Annotated in this window: 16 protein-coding genes and 1 pseudogene; 10 read left to right on the top strand and 7 right to left on the bottom strand. The window is 71.2% G+C overall.

Going from position 1 to position 14,488, the window contains the following annotated elements; genetic code table 11:
* The 5 genes and pseudogenes from ABZZ17_RS09755 to ABZZ17_RS09735 all read right to left on the bottom strand — a co-directional run.
* Positions 1 to 607: pseudogene (locus ABZZ17_RS09755) on the bottom strand (IS5 family transposase); the annotation flags it as partial.
* Positions 608 to 802: 195 nt separating this feature from the next.
* The gene (locus tag ABZZ17_RS09750; protein ID WP_356873900.1) at positions 803 to 1,018 is read right to left on the bottom strand and encodes a hypothetical protein; all 216 of its coding nucleotides are present in this window, start codon (positions 1,016 to 1,018) and stop codon (positions 803 to 805) included.
* Between the two features lie 115 nt (positions 1,019 to 1,133).
* Positions 1,134 to 1,388, bottom strand: coding sequence for a hypothetical protein (locus ABZZ17_RS09745; protein ID WP_356873898.1), 255 nt, complete (start codon positions 1,386 to 1,388; stop codon positions 1,134 to 1,136).
* 147 nt (positions 1,389 to 1,535) lie between these two features.
* The gene (locus tag ABZZ17_RS09740; RefSeq protein WP_356873896.1) at positions 1,536 to 1,886 is read right to left on the bottom strand and encodes a MerR family transcriptional regulator; all 351 of its coding nucleotides are present in this window, start codon (positions 1,884 to 1,886) and stop codon (positions 1,536 to 1,538) included.
* A 1,213-nt stretch (positions 1,887 to 3,099) separates the two neighbouring features.
* Complete coding sequence (locus ABZZ17_RS09735; protein WP_356873894.1) at positions 3,100 to 3,828, bottom strand: NAD(P)H-binding protein; 729 nt, start codon at positions 3,826 to 3,828, stop codon at positions 3,100 to 3,102.
* Positions 3,829 to 4,046: 218 nt separating this feature from the next.
* Between ABZZ17_RS09735 and ABZZ17_RS09730 the strand changes: the two genes are divergently transcribed.
* Positions 4,047 to 5,087, top strand: a complete 1,041-nt coding sequence (locus ABZZ17_RS09730) for a sigma-70 family RNA polymerase sigma factor (protein ID WP_356873892.1) — start codon at positions 4,047 to 4,049, stop codon at positions 5,085 to 5,087.
* A gap of 312 nt (positions 5,088 to 5,399) precedes the next feature.
* A complete protein-coding gene (locus tag ABZZ17_RS09725; protein ID WP_356873890.1) occupies positions 5,400 to 5,879 on the top strand; it encodes a ricin-type beta-trefoil lectin domain protein in 480 nt (159 codons plus the stop codon).
* 190 nt (positions 5,880 to 6,069) lie between these two features.
* Here ABZZ17_RS09725 and ABZZ17_RS09720 read toward each other — a convergent pair whose 3' ends face one another.
* Complete coding sequence (locus ABZZ17_RS09720) at positions 6,070 to 6,903, bottom strand: hypothetical protein (protein ID WP_356873888.1); 834 nt, start codon at positions 6,901 to 6,903, stop codon at positions 6,070 to 6,072.
* 165 nt (positions 6,904 to 7,068) lie between these two features.
* Between ABZZ17_RS09720 and ABZZ17_RS09715 the strand changes: the two genes are divergently transcribed.
* Genes ABZZ17_RS09715 through ABZZ17_RS09705 form a run of 3 tightly spaced genes read left to right on the top strand, consistent with a single transcriptional unit; the run spans position 7,069 to position 9,317 of the window.
* Entirely contained in the window at positions 7,069 to 7,437 is a 369-nt protein-coding gene (locus ABZZ17_RS09715; RefSeq protein ID WP_356873886.1) for a hypothetical protein, read from the top strand.
* A gap of 49 nt (positions 7,438 to 7,486) precedes the next feature.
* Complete coding sequence (locus tag ABZZ17_RS09710) at positions 7,487 to 8,095, top strand: winged helix-turn-helix domain-containing protein (protein ID WP_356873884.1); 609 nt, start codon at positions 7,487 to 7,489, stop codon at positions 8,093 to 8,095.
* Complete coding sequence (locus tag ABZZ17_RS09705) at positions 8,019 to 9,317, top strand: MFS transporter (protein ID WP_356873882.1); 1,299 nt, start codon at positions 8,019 to 8,021, stop codon at positions 9,315 to 9,317. The genes ABZZ17_RS09710 and ABZZ17_RS09705 overlap by 77 nt, the downstream gene beginning before the upstream one ends.
* 17 nt (positions 9,318 to 9,334) lie before the next feature.
* On the opposite strand, the gene ABZZ17_RS09700 is transcribed toward ABZZ17_RS09705, so the two are convergent.
* Complete coding sequence (locus ABZZ17_RS09700; RefSeq protein ID WP_356873880.1) at positions 9,335 to 10,504, bottom strand: zinc-ribbon domain-containing protein; 1,170 nt, start codon at positions 10,502 to 10,504, stop codon at positions 9,335 to 9,337.
* Positions 10,505 to 10,733: 229 nt separating this feature from the next.
* Between ABZZ17_RS09700 and ABZZ17_RS09695 the strand changes: the two genes are divergently transcribed.
* From ABZZ17_RS09695 to ABZZ17_RS09675, 5 genes are all read left to right on the top strand, one after another.
* Positions 10,734 to 11,315, top strand: coding sequence for a hypothetical protein (locus ABZZ17_RS09695; RefSeq protein WP_356873878.1), 582 nt, complete (start codon positions 10,734 to 10,736; stop codon positions 11,313 to 11,315).
* Positions 11,305 to 11,979 carry a Fic family protein gene (locus tag ABZZ17_RS09690; protein WP_356873876.1) on the top strand — a complete coding sequence of 225 codons (675 nt, stop codon included), beginning with the start codon at positions 11,305 to 11,307 and terminating at the stop codon, positions 11,977 to 11,979. The genes ABZZ17_RS09695 and ABZZ17_RS09690 overlap by 11 nt, the downstream gene beginning before the upstream one ends.
* Positions 11,980 to 12,352: 373 nt before the next feature.
* Positions 12,353 to 12,532, top strand: a complete 180-nt coding sequence (locus ABZZ17_RS09685) for a hypothetical protein (RefSeq protein ID WP_356873874.1) — start codon at positions 12,353 to 12,355, stop codon at positions 12,530 to 12,532.
* 34 nt (positions 12,533 to 12,566) lie between these two features.
* Positions 12,567 to 12,839, top strand: a complete 273-nt coding sequence (locus ABZZ17_RS09680) for a hypothetical protein (protein WP_356873872.1) — start codon at positions 12,567 to 12,569, stop codon at positions 12,837 to 12,839.
* Positions 12,840 to 13,049: 210 nt separating this feature from the next.
* Entirely contained in the window at positions 13,050 to 14,381 is a 1,332-nt protein-coding gene (locus ABZZ17_RS09675; protein ID WP_356873870.1) for a VCBS repeat-containing protein, read from the top strand.
* Positions 14,382 to 14,488 lie beyond the last annotated feature (107 nt).

Here is a 14,488-nt window from a genome sequence, read left to right as displayed (position 1 = left end):
GGTATGCCCCGGCGGCGGAGCCAGGCGCGGATCGCCTTCGAGCTGTAGCCCTTGTCACCCAGGACGTGATCGGGCCGGGTGCGGGGTCGCCCAGGCCCGATCCGGGGCACCCGGACCGCTTCCATCACGGCAGTGAACCGGGTGCAGTCGTTGGTGTTACCGCCCGTGACGACGAAGGCGAGCGGACGGCCCCGGCCGTCACAGGCCAGATGAATCTTGCTGGTCAGACCGCCTCTGGACCGGCCGATGGCCGGGTTGCGGAGCCCCCTTTTCGGGCCCCCGCCGCATGCTGGTGGGCCCGGACGACCGTGGAATCGACGGACACCAGCCACTCGATGTCGCCCACCGCGTCCGCCCTCGCCTGGGCGGCCCGCAGCATCCGGTCGAACGTCCCGTCCGCCGCCCACCTGCGAAAACGCGTATGCAGCGTGGCCCACGGACCATAACGCTCGGGCACATCCCGCCAGGCCGTCCCGGTCCGGAACTTCCACACGATCCCGTTCAGAACCCTGCGGTCGTCCAGCCGCTTCCGCCCCCGCACCGACACGGGCAGCAACGGCCTGACGAACTCCCACTCGGCATCAGACAGTTCATGGCGACGTATCACGACACCATGATCCACCAGTGACGATCATTTGAAGACACTGCCTAGGTCCTGCCTCTTCGGTCAGCGTCTGATCCAGATGCGGGTGCCGGCGAGCTTGAGGCGCAGGGGTGCCGTCCGGCCGCCCGTACGCAACCGGCCGCGCTCCCGGCCCGTCAGTAGGGGCGGCCGGGGGCAGGGAGCTGCGGCCGCGTGAGCTCAGGATCCGAACACGCGGAGGACGCGTGGGGCGTTGGGGAGGTCTTCTGGAGTGGTGGCCGTGCCGGTCAGGGGCATCAGGTGCCTGTTGGCGCAGTGTCCGGACTGCTGCTGGTGGTCGATCTCCCAGTGCCGGTCGGCCGGGAAGCAGTGGGAGCTGGTCGCGTAGAGGGGCTGGCGGCACGCCCGGCACCAGTAGAAGGACCGGGCGATCACGGCGCCTCCCCGCACACGACCGGGACGCGGGCACTGTTTGCGGGATACGGAGACCGGCTGGGCAGGCAGCGGGCCGGACCACGGGGGCTGAGCCCCGACAAGCGGAATCTGACATTCACATCTGCTGGAACGATCCGGCACCGCCCGACGTCACACCCGCTCCGGCATCCGAGGCACAGTCGCCGGCACGCGAGGCCCGGCATGCGTCGGGCCGGCCGGTCGCGCCGGTAAGCCGGCACCTCAGCCGAATCAGGTCTGAAAGATCAGCCACGTGCCTGAACCGGTCGAGCAGGAGAGCGATCCGGTGATCGTCCCCGTCCCGCACGGCTACTTCGATGGCATCGACGAGGTGGGCAGGTTCTTCAGGCATGCGCACAGACCTGCCCCGGCGATCACGGGCTTACGCCTGGCAGACCCGGAAGGAGGCCGGCGGCCCGGCAACCGGTACGGCTTCGCCTGGCGGCGGTACGGGCAGCACACACGCACGGTCCGTTCGAGGTGGCTGGTCCGTGCCGCCTCAGGCCGCGGTCCGGGGATCCGCCTCCGCGGCGGCGCGGCGGTACTCGGCGTTGATCCGCTGGGCTTCCTCCAGTTGGTCTTCGAGGATGATGATGCGGCAGGCGGCCTCGACAGGGGTGCCCTGGTCGACGAGTTCGCGGGCGCGGGCGGCGATGCGCAGCTGGTAGCGGGAGTAGCGGCGGTGTCCGCCGGCGGAGCGGAGCGGGGTGATGAGGCGGGCGTCTCCGATGGCGCGAAGGAAGCCCTGGGTGGTGCCGAGCATTTCGGCGGCCCTGCCCATGGTGTAGGCGGGGAAGTCTTCGTCGTCCAGGTGGCCGCCGAGGGGGCCGGCCGGGGTTTCTGCTGTCATGAGACCTCTCTGGTGGAAACGCGTCGAGGGGCCCTGGCGCCTATCGCGCCAGGGCCCCGAAGGAACTACAACACCATCCGCCGGCCCTGAGACTGCGCCGGCCTTCTGTTTCCGCCAGCCCGACCGATACGCCGGCCGGGGTGCGGGGATCGCGGTTGCTTGACCGGAGACCACCTCACTATCGATGTCCTGCGGTACCCGGGCCCAAAACTTCCGCCCGGGCGATCCTGATGGCGCTCGGCTCCTCCGTTCTTCCCTCTGGGATCCTTCACTCAACCACTGGCACTGCTCGTGACCTGTCCAAGCGCCACGCTCCGGCAGCCAGCCCCGTCGCCCATCCTGCGTCTGCTCTGGCTTGGAACCCCACTGCCGAACTTCCCGGTGCGCGCGCCCGCAGCCGACGCCTTCACCGAGGTACCACTCACTCACTTCACTGCTGGGTACTGCCAACTTCACCACTGCGTTAACTGCGGTACTGCTGATGGCGGCCCCTGAACCTGCGGGCCACCCGGTCCGACCGTCAGTCCCGTCGCCGTCCTTCGACAACCCTGGCTTCGGAACTCCACCGCCGCACCGTACTGCTGAACTGCAACTACCTGTACTGCTGCCTGGCAGTTCGTCTCTGCCGGGCCTTGCGGTCTCTCTGGCTACGAGAGAAACCATAGCCACACCACAGCCCAATGTCTACTCCGGCCAGCATAGATTTTTGCGCCGTGGGCGAGGAGGTAATCGAACGTGGTGGACTGCAAGAGTCCGCCCGGGGCAGCGCAGGGTGGAGAGTGCCAGGCCAGGAGCCCGTTCTCGGCTCGGAGGGTGGCGAGGGGCCAGGCCGAGGGCGAACTCGGGCTCGGCTTCCGAAGGGGTCCATTGGCCACGCTCGACCCTCGGGGCGGGGACGCGGCCCCCGGCATCCCGCAGGATGCGGTATGCCGGGGGCCGATGGTCGGTCCGGTCGTGCCCCAGAGCGCTCTGGGTTCCGGCCCTGACCCGCGCACCCATGTCGGCGCGGACTGGGCATGACCCTAACGATCACAAGGCCGACTCCGCAGGATTCCCCGGAAACCGGCCACCCGCGGGTGTGGTCAGCGGCGTTTCAGCGGTAGCGGCTCGGACCGCCGAAGCGGGCCGTCAGCTTGCGTGCCGCGTTCTCATCGACATCGAGAGCGGCCGCTCGCCTGCTCGGCGCTCAGGTCGGCGCGGGTCCGTGAGCGGTTCAGGAGAGCCAGTCGGCGTAGCGGGTGGGGGCGAGGTGGGCGTCCTGGTCGGTGAGGACGTCACCCTTGACGACGGCGAACATGCCGGCGGCGGGGTCGGTGACGACGGTGCGGCCGTCGCCCTGGTGGGCGAGGGTGATCCGGCCCAGCTCGTCCAGGGAGAAGACCTCGGGCCCGGCGATGTTGCGAATGCCGCCCAGCGGGGCGCCCGCGGCGACTTCCGCCACCGCGTCGGCCACGTCCTTGGAGGCGATCGGCTGGATCGGCGTGGCGGGCAGCCGGACGGTGTCGCCGTCGGCGGTCCAGGACAGGACGGCGTCCATGAACTCCATGAACTGCGTCGCACGGACGATCGAGTAGGGCACCGGCCCAGCCGCGAGGATGTCCTCCTGGAGCACTTTGGCCCGGTAGTAGTCCAGCTCCGGCACCTGGTCCACTCCGACGATCGAGAGAATGACGAAGTGGCCCACGCCGCCTTTCTGGGCCGCGGCCAGAAGGTTGTCCATCGAGGTCTGGAAGAAGGCCGGGGAGGCTTCGTCGAAGGTCGGGGAGTTCGTCAGGTTGACGACGACGTCGGCCCCCGCCACCGCCTCGCCCAGCCCCCGGCCGCTGATGACGTCGGTTCCGGTGGACTGCGCGTGCGGTACCGCCTCGTGCCCGGCGGCGTTCAGGTTCTTGACGACCTGCGACCCGATCAGCCCGGTACCGCCGATGACCGCGAACTTCATGAGGTGCCTTTCGCCAGGATGGATGTCCGAAATATGCCATAAAACCTGTGTGCGGATGGTTGGTACGGGGCCCAGGTCGTGGCTCCGGCCAAGGAGTCCGGCACTGCTCAGGCGCTTGCCTGATGCGGGGAGGAGGCCCCTGCTTCGGCCATGGATCCTGCCCTTACCGTGGAGCGCCAGGTCAGCGGCCTGGGACTGTCTCGTCGAAGGGGTGCGGCATGGGGGAAAGCGGGGCGTCCGGCTCGGGGGCGGAGGGGCTTGAGGAGTACCGGGGGGAGCTGATCGGGTACTGCTACCGGATGTTGGGGTCGTACGCCGAGGCCGAGGATGCCGTGCAGGAGGCTCTGGTGCGGGCGTGGCGGAACATCGACCGCTTCGAGGGCCGTTCGGCGGTGCGGACGTGGGTGTACCGCATTGCCACCAACGTGTGTCTGGACGCCCTCGCGTCGGGCAGGCGGCGGGCGCTGCCGATGGACCTGTCCGGCCCGAGCGGGGGCGGCACCCCGCCGGCACCCCCGCAGGATTCCGTCCTGTGGGTGGAGCCCTGCCCCGGCGGTGATCCGGAGGCGGCCGCGACGGTGGGCGAGTCGGTCCGGTTGGCGTTCGTCGCCGCGCTGCAGCACCTGCCGCCGCGCCAGCGGGCGACGCTGATCCTGCGGGACGTTCTGGGTTTCTCGGCCCGCGAGGTCGCCGACCTGCACGGCTGCACCGTCGCCTCAGCCAACAGTTCCCTGCAGCGGGCCCGCACCACGCTGGCCGACCGCCGCCACGCGACGGACGGGCCGGCCGCCCGGCCTTCCCACGACAGCGTCCGCCGGGTGCTGGCCGAGCGGTACGCCGCGGCCTTCTCCCGCTACGACGTGGAGGAGCTGAACATGCTCCTCCACGTCGACGCCACGCTGTGCCTGCCCCCGTACGCGAAGTGGATGCGCGGTCTCACCGATATCCACGCGTGGCTCACCGGCCCAGCGATCGGTTGCCGTGGCTCGCGGCTGGTCCCGACCGTGGCGAACGGCTCCCCCGCCTTCGGCCAGTACCGCCCCCACCCGGGCGGAACCGGCTACGTGCCCTGGGCGCTCCAAGTCGTCGAGTTCCACGGCGACCGGATCAGCGGCATTACCGCCTACCGTGACACCGACCGCCTCTTCCCGCTCTTCGGCCTGCCGGACCGCCTGCGCGAGGCGCAGTCCGACTCGGGTGTCGAGCCGGAGTACTTGGCGGCGCGCCCGTCGAACAGCCGTGGCGAGAGCGGTCGTTGACCAGCGGTCAGCGGTTCACGCGACGGAATCCGGACGGGCCGAAGTCCGGCCGGCCCGGTGCCCGCCAAAGTTCCACCGTCTGAACGGGGCCGTCGGGGCCGGAGGACGGTTCTGCTGCGCCACGGACACCTCGCGGTCCGGCACGTGTCCGATCATCACTCGTTTCTGCGCATTCGAATGAACGTGCCGAGCAGAAACCGTTGGCCAACCACCGTCCGGTGCTACCAATTGCCCTGCGCCCGGACCCGCGTCCACCAGGCACTTCGCGGTCGTGCGCGCATCACACACCCTTCAGCGAGAACGGACTCCCCCATGGCAATCGCACTCCGCAAGACGCTCGCCATCGCCGCGCTGTCCCTGACGGCTTCCCTCCTGCCGGCTGTCGGAGCGGAGGCCGCGAGCACCGCCGCCCCCGCACTGCGCGCTCCCGGCATCTACTGCCTCGCCAACGCGTGGGACACCCCGAACATCTCCACGAAGCCGTGCGACACCGCCGACCGGGGCCAGCACTGGACCGTCTCGGGCCAGCAGATCTCCCTCACCTACGCGCGGGGCTACTGTCTCGCGAACACCTGGGGGACCCCGAACATCTCCACCAAGCCCTGCGACCCCAAGGACCAGGGCCAGTACTGGACCGTCACCGGGCAGCACATCGCCCTCACCTTCGCTCCGGCCTACTGCCTCGCCAACACCTGGGGAACCCCGAACATCTCGACCAAGGCCTGCGACTCCGCCGACCCCGGGCAGAACTGGGCGGTCTTCAACGACCAGATCAGCCTCGCCAGCGCCTGACCCCCTGACCCCCGCGGCCCAGCGGGCCCGGACGGTGCGGTTCACCGCCCAACGGGTGTCGCGGCCCGTACGGGCGGCGCGGCCCTCGGGTAAGGGGTGAGGCGGGCACCGGCACCTCCCGGCCACCGCGCTCGTGAGCGCGGTGGCCGACAGCCTGTCCCCACAGGTGACACCGTCACCGTGGTACGACTCAGGTCAGGCTGTCGAACTTGCCGAGGAAGGCGCCGACCACCACCGTGACGGCCCCGCCGACGAAGACGAGGCCGATGGCGAGGATGAGAACAACCAGAACGGCGGCCCGGATCCGCTGGCCCCGCGACCGCAGCGGAAGGACACGGCCGGGGTCGCGCGGGTCGTACGCCGCCTCGATGCTCCAGGTCGGGATGGAGTGCCGCACGGTGCGGACCACACCGCCCGGGTCCGTGTAGGCGTACCGGCCGGGCTCGTCCCGGAGCCGGATGGCGGCCGTCCGGACTCCGTGCTTCCGCAAATAGCGTTCCTCGACCGGTGCGTAGGCGAGGAACGCGCCGAGCGTGAGGATCAGTATCCCGAAGAAGCTGAACGGGATGATCAAGACCATGGCGGCAGGGCTTGGCGTGAAGCCCACGAGCACGCATGAGCCGATGGCCACCAGGGTCGCGACGAGCGCGCCGCGCTTCATCGCGCGAAGCCAGTTCCGGTAGCTCGGCTGGTACAGGCGCTCGCCCGAGACGAGGTCCGCGCCGTCGATCGTCTCCGTCTCCTCGGTGCGCTCCGGCAGAGCCGCGTTCACGGCGTCGGCGAAGGCGACGGCTGCGGCGGTGTCGGCCACGTCCCAGACCCGGTGGACGTGCGTCTTGTCCGTGGTCGGCGCGGCTGTCAGCTCGATCGTGACGGACTGCCCCTCGGCGCGTACACGACTGATGGCCTTCAGCGGGATGTGCGTCTGCTCGTGCGGACGGCGCACGAGCAGCGCGTCGTTCTCGACGAACACGACGGTTTCCTTGTCGGCGTGGAGAACGGGTGTGGGTGAAGTGATCGACATGTGCGTGATGGTAGGGGTGGAGGCCGGCGCTCGGGAGCCCTCGGGTGTGCAGGCTCGACAGTCCGGCTCGGACGAGGCCGCCGGGTAGCGTGGTGCCGGCGGCTGGCCGGCGGCTGGCCGGCCGGCCGGGCGGCCGCCTGCTCAACTCCCTTTGAGGAAGCCCGTATGTCCACTGTTCCTCCCGAGGTGGCGGTCTTCGTCACCCAGGCGTCACGGCTGACGTCGGCGGTGCTGGACGAGATCCGGTACGCCGCTGCCGTGGCCGCGGCGTCGGACGCCTGCTGGAACACCGCCGTGCCGGCGCTCTCCGCGTCTCAGTTCAGCGCGCTGAACAAGCAGGTGCGTGACGCCTTCGCCCCGCGTGCCGGGGAGTTGCGCGCCGGACGCCCCGGAGGGCTGCGCTCAGCCATCTCCCGCACGACACACACCGCGCAGGCGATCTGGAAGCGCGACACCCTGACCGCCGAGCAGTACCTCTCCCACATCGAGGCGTACGCGGCCCACGGGGTCACGGTGCCCGTACGGAACCCGTAACCCCGCAATTCCCTTGCCTAATGGTCAAGAGTCGTTGACCATTGCTCGCATGCCTACGGATGATCTTCCCGAGACGTTTCACGTCACCACTGACGAGCAGCTGCGCGCCGTCTCCAACCTCACGCGCCACCGGATCATGGCCGTGCTCCGCTTCGAGCCCGCGACGATCACGCAGATCGCCGAGCGGGTGGGGCTCGCGAAGGGGAGTTCCAGCTATCACGTACGGCTGCTGGAGCGGGCCGGCCTGGTGAAGGTGGTACGGACGCGGAAGGTGCGGGGTGTCACCGAGCGGTACTACGCGATGGCCGCGCGGTCGATCGTGCTGCCGGATCCGGGCGAGGGCGGCCCCGATGTGCTGATGCGGCATGCGGTGGCGGACCTGGAGGCGGCGCCCCCGGATGGCGAGCGGCACGTACGGATGGCGCACCTGCGGCTCACCGAGGCGCAGTTCGCGGAGCTGGGGGCGCGGCTGCAGGCGCTGGCGGACGAGTACCGGGAACTGTCCGATCCGTCGTTGCCGGACGCCTCACTCGTCTTCGCACTGTTCCGGCAGCGGGCGAGCAGGCCGAAGGGGACGCCAAGTGACCTCAGACGTTCGGAAGCTGCCGACCGGGTTCGGACGGCTGTGGACCGCGCAGACGGTGTCCTCGCTCGGTGACGGGGTGTCGCACGCCGCGCTGCCGCTGATCGCGTTGACGCTGACGCGGGATCCGATGGCGCTCGCCGTCGTCACCGCTGCCGGAACGCTGCCGTGGCTGCTCTTCGGGGTGCTCGGCGGTGCGCTGGTGGACCGCTGGGACCATCGGCGCACGATGTGGGTCGCGGACGTGGCGCGTGCGGTGCTGCTCGCGATACCGGCGGCAGCGGCCGCGCTCGACGTGCTGAGCATTCCGCTGCTGGCGGCCGTCGCCTTCGTGCTCGGCCTGGGCGGACTCTTCTTCGACACGGCCGCCACGGCCTATCTGCCGGATCTGCTCGGCCGCGACCCCGCGCTCCTGGAGCGCGCCAACTCCCGCTTGCGCGGCGCCCAGACCGCCATGTCCGGCTTCGCGGGGCCACCCGCGGGCAGTGCCCTGCTCGTACTGGGGCGGTCGGTTCCGCTGCTCGCCGACGCGGTGTCGTTCATGATCTCCGCACTGCTCGTCCGGTCGCTGCCGGCCCTGCCCCGGCCCGTTCCGGAGGTCCGGGAGTCGCTGCTCCGGCAGGCGCGGGCCGGGGCCGCGTACGTGTTCCGTGACCGGTTGCTGCTCGGGCTCGCGCTCCGTCCGGCGATCGGGAACATCGCCTTCCTCGCCGTGGAGACCGTACTCGCCCTCTTCACGCACGACCGTCTCGGCATCGGAACCTTCGGCTACGGCCTGCTCCTCACGGCGGAGGCCACGGGCGGTCTGCTCGGCGCGGGCATCGCCTCCTTCGTCGGCCGGCGGCTCGGCACCGGCACCGCGCTGACCTGCACGACCGTGGTCGAGGGAGTCGCCATCCTGGGGCTCGCCGCCGCCCCGAATCCGTACGTGGCCGGGCTCGCGCTCGCCGTCTGCGGGGCGGGCATGGGCACCACGATGGTGCTGGGGCCCTCCCTCCGCCAGGCGATCGTCCCGGCCCACCTCATGGGCCGGGTCGCCTCCACCTCCCGCATGCTCTCCATGTGCGCCGCCCCGTTCGGCGCCTTCCTGGGCGGCTGGCTGGCCACCGCGTACGACGTACGCACCCCGCTCTACGCTGCCGCCGGCCTGCTCCTGACGATGACGGCCGTCACGGCGTCCATGACTAGCAACCGCCGGGTCGAAGCGGCGCTGCGTGCCGCCGCCGCCCCGGCCGAGGGTCCGGATCACACGGCAGCCGAGGATCCCGCCCGGGAGGGTGCGCCCAATGTGTCGTGACGCCGACCGCGATGGCGTCACGGCACGTCGGATGCCAGGGCGGTGCGGACCAGGTCCCGGGCGTCCACGATGCCCACTCCGGTGATGTCCTCGACCGGTCCGGCTCCGAAGCGGACCCACAGCGGCACCGCTCCGGCGTCCCGGACGAACTCCAGCTTCCGCACGGACGACGGGTTGGGAGCGGAGTCGATCTCCACCACGAAGTCGGGGAGGAGGGTCGGCGACCATGCGGCGACGTCCACGCGTCCGTAGCGGACGGCGCCGTCCGGGAGGACGGGCAGTCTCAGTTCCCGGTACACCCGGCCGTGCGGTTCGACCGCGGCCCGCAGGAATTCCTGGATCACACCCGTCAGCGCACGGGTGACCCCGGCCGTGCCGCTCGGTACCGGGCGCCCGGCCGTCCGGTCTTCCCGTACGCCCTCGGCCCAGTCGGACAACCACGCGGAGAGCTCGGCGGCGATGTCCGCCGGGAAGCCGGGGTCCACGGGGCGGGCGTCCTCGCCCGACAGGGCATGGCCCCAGCCCTCGGCCCAGTGGGCGGCTTCGAGAAGGCGCAGAACCCCGTCGCGGGCCGCCGCGGCAGCGATGTCGCCCGGAGTCGGTGTCAACCGCGGCGCCATGTGAGCGGCGCGGGCCAGTGCCGCCTCGACCTTTCCCGTCCGCTCCAGGACCTGTTCGGCGGCGATGGCGCCCTGGAGGTGTTTGGACGCCCACCAGCGCCACTCCAGCAGCAAGGGGGCCGGCACGTCATCCGGTATCGCCACCGTGTCCAGCAGCCGGCCCGCACGCCCTGCCGCCGCCTTCGCCGCCTTCGACAGTTCCTCCTTGACGCGCGGTGCGTTCGTCTCGAAGTCCCGGGTCCGGCAGGCATGGCACCGGCCGTGCTCGGCTTCCCTGGTCCCGGGGCGCACCTTCTTCGTGCACCCGCACCCCGGAAACGTCCGCACGAAGGGAGCCGTGCCGGAGCACTCCCGGCAGGCGGCGATGTCCCCTCGCTTCCACTTGGGCAGGGACCTGCGGCTGACCACGGTCTCTTCCCATTCGTGCCCGGCCGGGCACGACCACCACATCATGCCGCCGCCCGTCCCGATCTGATCGGGAGTCACGGGCCGGTTGCGGGTCGGGTGCCACGTCGCGGCGACCTCCGGATACGCCTCGGCCAACGACACCTTCACTCGGCCTGCCATGCCTGCCCCTTTCCTTCGCCGACCCCGGGAGTGGCGTCGGCGCAAACTCATGTGACAAAGCCGTGAGCCTTTGGCACGATCGCCCAGTTGTCCTGCCCCTGCCTGATTCTGGAGGAACGTCACGGCCGTCAACTACGAGCTCGCTCCGGCCTGGCTGCCGTGGTCCGCCGTCGATCCCGACCTGATCGCCTTCGACTGGGACGACGAGGAGGGCTCGCACGTCGCCGCGGTGATCGCCTCGATGGTTCCCGCCGCCGGTGCCGGGTGGGAGGACGGACATCGCTTCACCACCGAGGTGACGGCGTTCCTGGCGGCGCGATACGGCCGATGGGCCTGCGGATGGGACTGGGCGGTCGGCGAGGGCGGTGGCGGTGGCGTCGTCACCAGCTGGTGCTGCACCTCCCACTCCGTGGGCGAGTCCGCCGCGACGGCCGCCAAGGTGGTCGCCTCACTGCTGGAGTGGCGCGACTGGCTGGAGGAGCTGGCCGAGCGGTTCGCGCAGTTGGCGCCGCCCGCCGGGGCGGATGCCGAGGAGCGCAGCTGGCACCTGGAACGGGCCGCTACCCGACTCGTGACGGTGGTCGTGGACCGCACGGGTGCCGAATGCGGCTGGTACGGGCTCTGCCGCACGGTGCTGACGTGGTTCCTCACGTCCACGGGCATGGGGCCGGAGAGCGCGAAGGAAGCGGTCGACGCCGCGGTCGGCGGACGGTTCAAGAGCTGGACCACGCCGTCGCGGACCTTGGTCGACGCCGTGGGAGAAGACCTTGCCGTAGGCCTGACCGGGGAGCAGCCGTACCGTGACCGCTGACGCCTTGGCCGCCTGGTGCCAGATCAGGAAGCGGATCGACTGGGCTTCCGCGGTCGGTGAGACACCGGCCCCTGTCGAGGCGGCCATGGACGGCTTCGGCGTCTGGTGCGATGCGGGAGGCCGGTACTCGGATCCGGCGCGAGGCGACCGACTGCTCGCGGCACTGGCTCAGTCGCGTGCGGACGCTTCCCGTGAGCGCCCCCTCACCTGCGCGCTCCTGGCTGAATGGCAGCGGCTCGTCCTCGGCGTGCCTGAGGTTGCGTTCCGGCGGGGCGATGCCTTCGCCAAGGGTGGCCGGGAACGCTACGCCCTCACACCGCACACCCGGCGGGACTTCGAGCACTGTCTGCGCGAGAGCGCCGACCCGCGAGTCCCCCTGGCCTCCCGGGCGGCCAGGGCCTACCTGGACGTGGCCTTCTTCCACCCCTTCCCGGACGGCAACGCCCGCCTGGCCATCCTCGTCCTCGCCTACGTCCTGGAGCTGGAGGGGGTCCGGCTGGATCAGGTGGGCCCTTTGCAGACCACGCGTTACGCGGACGACGCCGCCGGCGCGGAAGACCTGGCTGCCCTGGTATCCGTCCTCATCCGCTCGGCCCATCGCCGGGCGACCGGCCGGAGGGACCCGTCCGGCGGCCGCGGACTGCCGGCCTGCGCCACGACGTGACCGGGCGGCGGGGGGGGCCGGGTGGTCAGATCCGGCCGCGGAGGGCCGCCTTCAGGCCCGCCGTGCACACCACGCCCGCCGCCTACCGCCGTTCCTTCCGGCGCGGTGCGGTGACGCGCGTTCAGGGTTCCGGGGCCGGGCCCGCCTGACCCGGGCAACGTCCGCACCCGGGAATGGTGTTGGTGCGGCCGGTGTCACCTTGGTGTCAGGCACCTTCGTGACGGGGCCGAACCCTTCAGTCCGCGCCCGGGGTGGCACAGGATGGTGACCACCGAGAGGGACGCGGCGCCGAGAGGCAGCCGGCACCGGCCCGCTCGGCGGTACGGCCCACCCACCCCGGCACCCCGCGGTGCCCCACCGGAAGGAACATGTCATGTCCACGCCCATCCGCCGCGTTGTCGTCGCCGCCGCTCTCGCCCTCGCCGTGGGCTCCCTCGCCGCCGAATCCGGCATCGGGTGGGACGTACACCCCGGCGGCACCGCCATCGCCCAGGGCCCGGCCCCGGTCATCGGGTGGGACGCGCAGCCGGCCGACATCATCGGCTGGGACTGACCCCGCCGGCCGCGCCACCCGATCCGTACGCACCATGCGCATCGTCCACGCCCTCCTGAGGGGCGCACCCGACACCGCGACGACCGTCCCGGGCACCCACCTGATCCACGACCTCCTCTGGGCGCACTCCGCGCCGGGCGACGGGATCCAGCACATCGTCATCCGGCCCGCCCCGTACGGGATGGAGGCCGTCCTCTTCCTCACGGCCCCCTCCGACGAGGCAGCCCTCCACCGTGCGCGGGGCCTGATGCTGCGCGCCCGTGAGCCCATCGCCGCCCACGGTTTCACCGCCTCGCTGCCCGCGTAGCGACCACGGCCCCCGCGGCCGCCCCTCATCCCGCCCCGCGCGCTCCGGCGCCGCCTCGCCGCGCCCTCCCGCGCGCTCCGCGGCGTGCCTCCGCACCGGGCACCCGGCCTCCTCAGGCGCCACCGGGGTCCGTCACGGCCCCGCCCGGTCCGCCTGCCGCCCATTTCGCCCACACCCACTCACCCACTCACCCACACGGGGAACTTCAGCATGCGCACTTCAGTCCGCTCCGCCACCGTCGCCGCCCTCGCCGCCGTCGTCCTCGGCGTCACGGCCCCGAGCCAGGCCGCTCCCGCCCCCGCCCCGGCGCCCGTCGCAGCGGCCGCCGCGACGACCACGGCCACCTCCTCCGTCGGCGGCTCCATCGCCCGCGCCGAGATGATCGACCGGGCGCAGTACTGGGTCGACCAGGGCGTTCCGTACAGCCAGCGGGCCTCGTACCGCGACCCGCAGGGCCGGCTGTACCGCACGGACTGCTCCGGACTCGTGTCCATGGCCTGGCACCTGCCGGCCAGCGCGACCACCTGGACCCTGCCGAACTACTCCACGAAGCTCGGCAGCCTCGACGACCTCCAGCCGGGCGACGCGCTGAACGACATCAACACGCACGTGGTGCTGTTCGCCGGCTGGACCGACTCCAGCCACACGGTCGCCAACATCATCGAGCACGCCCGCCCGGGCACGGACGCCCGGCGCAGCACCTACACCCGCAGCTACATCACGTCGAAGGGGTTCCTGCCCTACCGGTACAACAAGGTCGCCGACAGCCCGGTGACCGTGCCCGACAAGGGGATGACGAACGTCACCGCGGTCGGCGACCTCACCGGTGACGGGGTGAACGACATCGTGGCCGTCGAGACCGCGAGCGGCGACCTCTACCGGTACTCGGGCCCGTCCTACACCGGCGGCTCGGGCCGGGTGAAGATCGGGTACGGCTGGGGCTCGATCAGCGACATCGTCGGCGCCGGGGACCTGACCGGCGACGGCGTGGCGGACATCCTCGCCGTCGACGCGACCAACGGGAACCTGTACCGCTACTCCGGGCCGAACTACAACGGCGGCACCAAGGTGCAGATCGGCACCAACTGGGACTCGATGACCAACATCACCGGTGTCGGCGACCTGACGGGAGACGGCCATCCCGACCTGATCGCGGTCGAGAAGAGCACCGGCGACCTGTACCGCTACTCCGGCCCCTCCTACACCGGCGGAAGCCGCATGAAGATCGGCAACGGCTGGAACATCTACTCCACGATCGTGGGCGTCGGCGACCTGACCGGTGACGGCGTGGCCGAGATCATCGCCGTGGAGACCGAGACCGGGAACCTGTACCGCTACTCCGGGCCGAACTACAACGGCGGCACCAAGGTGCAGATCGGCACCAACTGGGACTCGATGACCAACATCACCGGTGTCGGGGACCTGACGGGAGACGGCGTCCCGGACCTGCTCGCCGTGAAGGCGGCGACGCAGAAGCTGTACCGCTACTCCGGACCGTCCTTCAACGGCGGCAGCGCCGTCGAGATCGGCACCAACTGGTAGCCGGCCAGCCGGGCAAGGCGACCGGTACCGGCCGCGGGACCGGCCTCCCCCTCACCGCTTCACCGATCTCCCTTCCCTCTCACCGACTCACCACCTCACCACCTCAC

The organism is Streptomyces sp. NPDC006512, from assembly GCF_040611935.1.
Classification (GTDB): domain Bacteria; phylum Actinomycetota; class Actinomycetes; order Streptomycetales; family Streptomycetaceae; genus Streptomyces.
The sequence above is the reverse complement of the archived record's forward strand: the minus strand, read 5'-3'. Positions and strand labels throughout refer to the sequence as shown.

Excerpts from the sequence above, each read along its gene's own strand:
- ABZZ17_RS09700 (WP_356873880.1), bottom strand. The coding sequence starts at position 10,504 with ATGGCAGGCCGAGTGAAGGTGTCGTTGGCCGAGGCGTATCCGGAGGTC.
- ABZZ17_RS09735 (WP_356873894.1), bottom strand. The coding sequence starts at position 3,828 with ATGAAGTTCGCGGTCATCGGCGGTACCGGGCTGATCGGGTCGCAGGTC.
- ABZZ17_RS09725 (WP_356873890.1), top strand. The coding sequence starts at position 5,400 with ATGGCAATCGCACTCCGCAAGACGCTCGCCATCGCCGCGCTGTCCCTG.
- ABZZ17_RS09675 (WP_356873870.1), top strand. The coding sequence starts at position 13,050 with ATGCGCACTTCAGTCCGCTCCGCCACCGTCGCCGCCCTCGCCGCCGTC.
- ABZZ17_RS09715 (WP_356873886.1), top strand. The coding sequence starts at position 7,069 with ATGTCCACTGTTCCTCCCGAGGTGGCGGTCTTCGTCACCCAGGCGTCA.
- ABZZ17_RS09730 (WP_356873892.1), top strand. The coding sequence starts at position 4,047 with ATGGGGGAAAGCGGGGCGTCCGGCTCGGGGGCGGAGGGGCTTGAGGAG.
- ABZZ17_RS09720 (WP_356873888.1), bottom strand. The coding sequence starts at position 6,903 with ATGTCGATCACTTCACCCACACCCGTTCTCCACGCCGACAAGGAAACC.
- ABZZ17_RS09710 (WP_356873884.1), top strand. The coding sequence starts at position 7,487 with ATGCCTACGGATGATCTTCCCGAGACGTTTCACGTCACCACTGACGAG.
- ABZZ17_RS09685 (WP_356873874.1), top strand. The coding sequence starts at position 12,353 with ATGTCCACGCCCATCCGCCGCGTTGTCGTCGCCGCCGCTCTCGCCCTC.
- ABZZ17_RS09680 (WP_356873872.1), top strand. The coding sequence starts at position 12,567 with ATGCGCATCGTCCACGCCCTCCTGAGGGGCGCACCCGACACCGCGACG.
- ABZZ17_RS09740 (WP_356873896.1), bottom strand. The coding sequence starts at position 1,886 with ATGACAGCAGAAACCCCGGCCGGCCCCCTCGGCGGCCACCTGGACGAC.
- ABZZ17_RS09745 (WP_356873898.1), bottom strand. The coding sequence starts at position 1,388 with ATGCCTGAAGAACCTGCCCACCTCGTCGATGCCATCGAAGTAGCCGTG.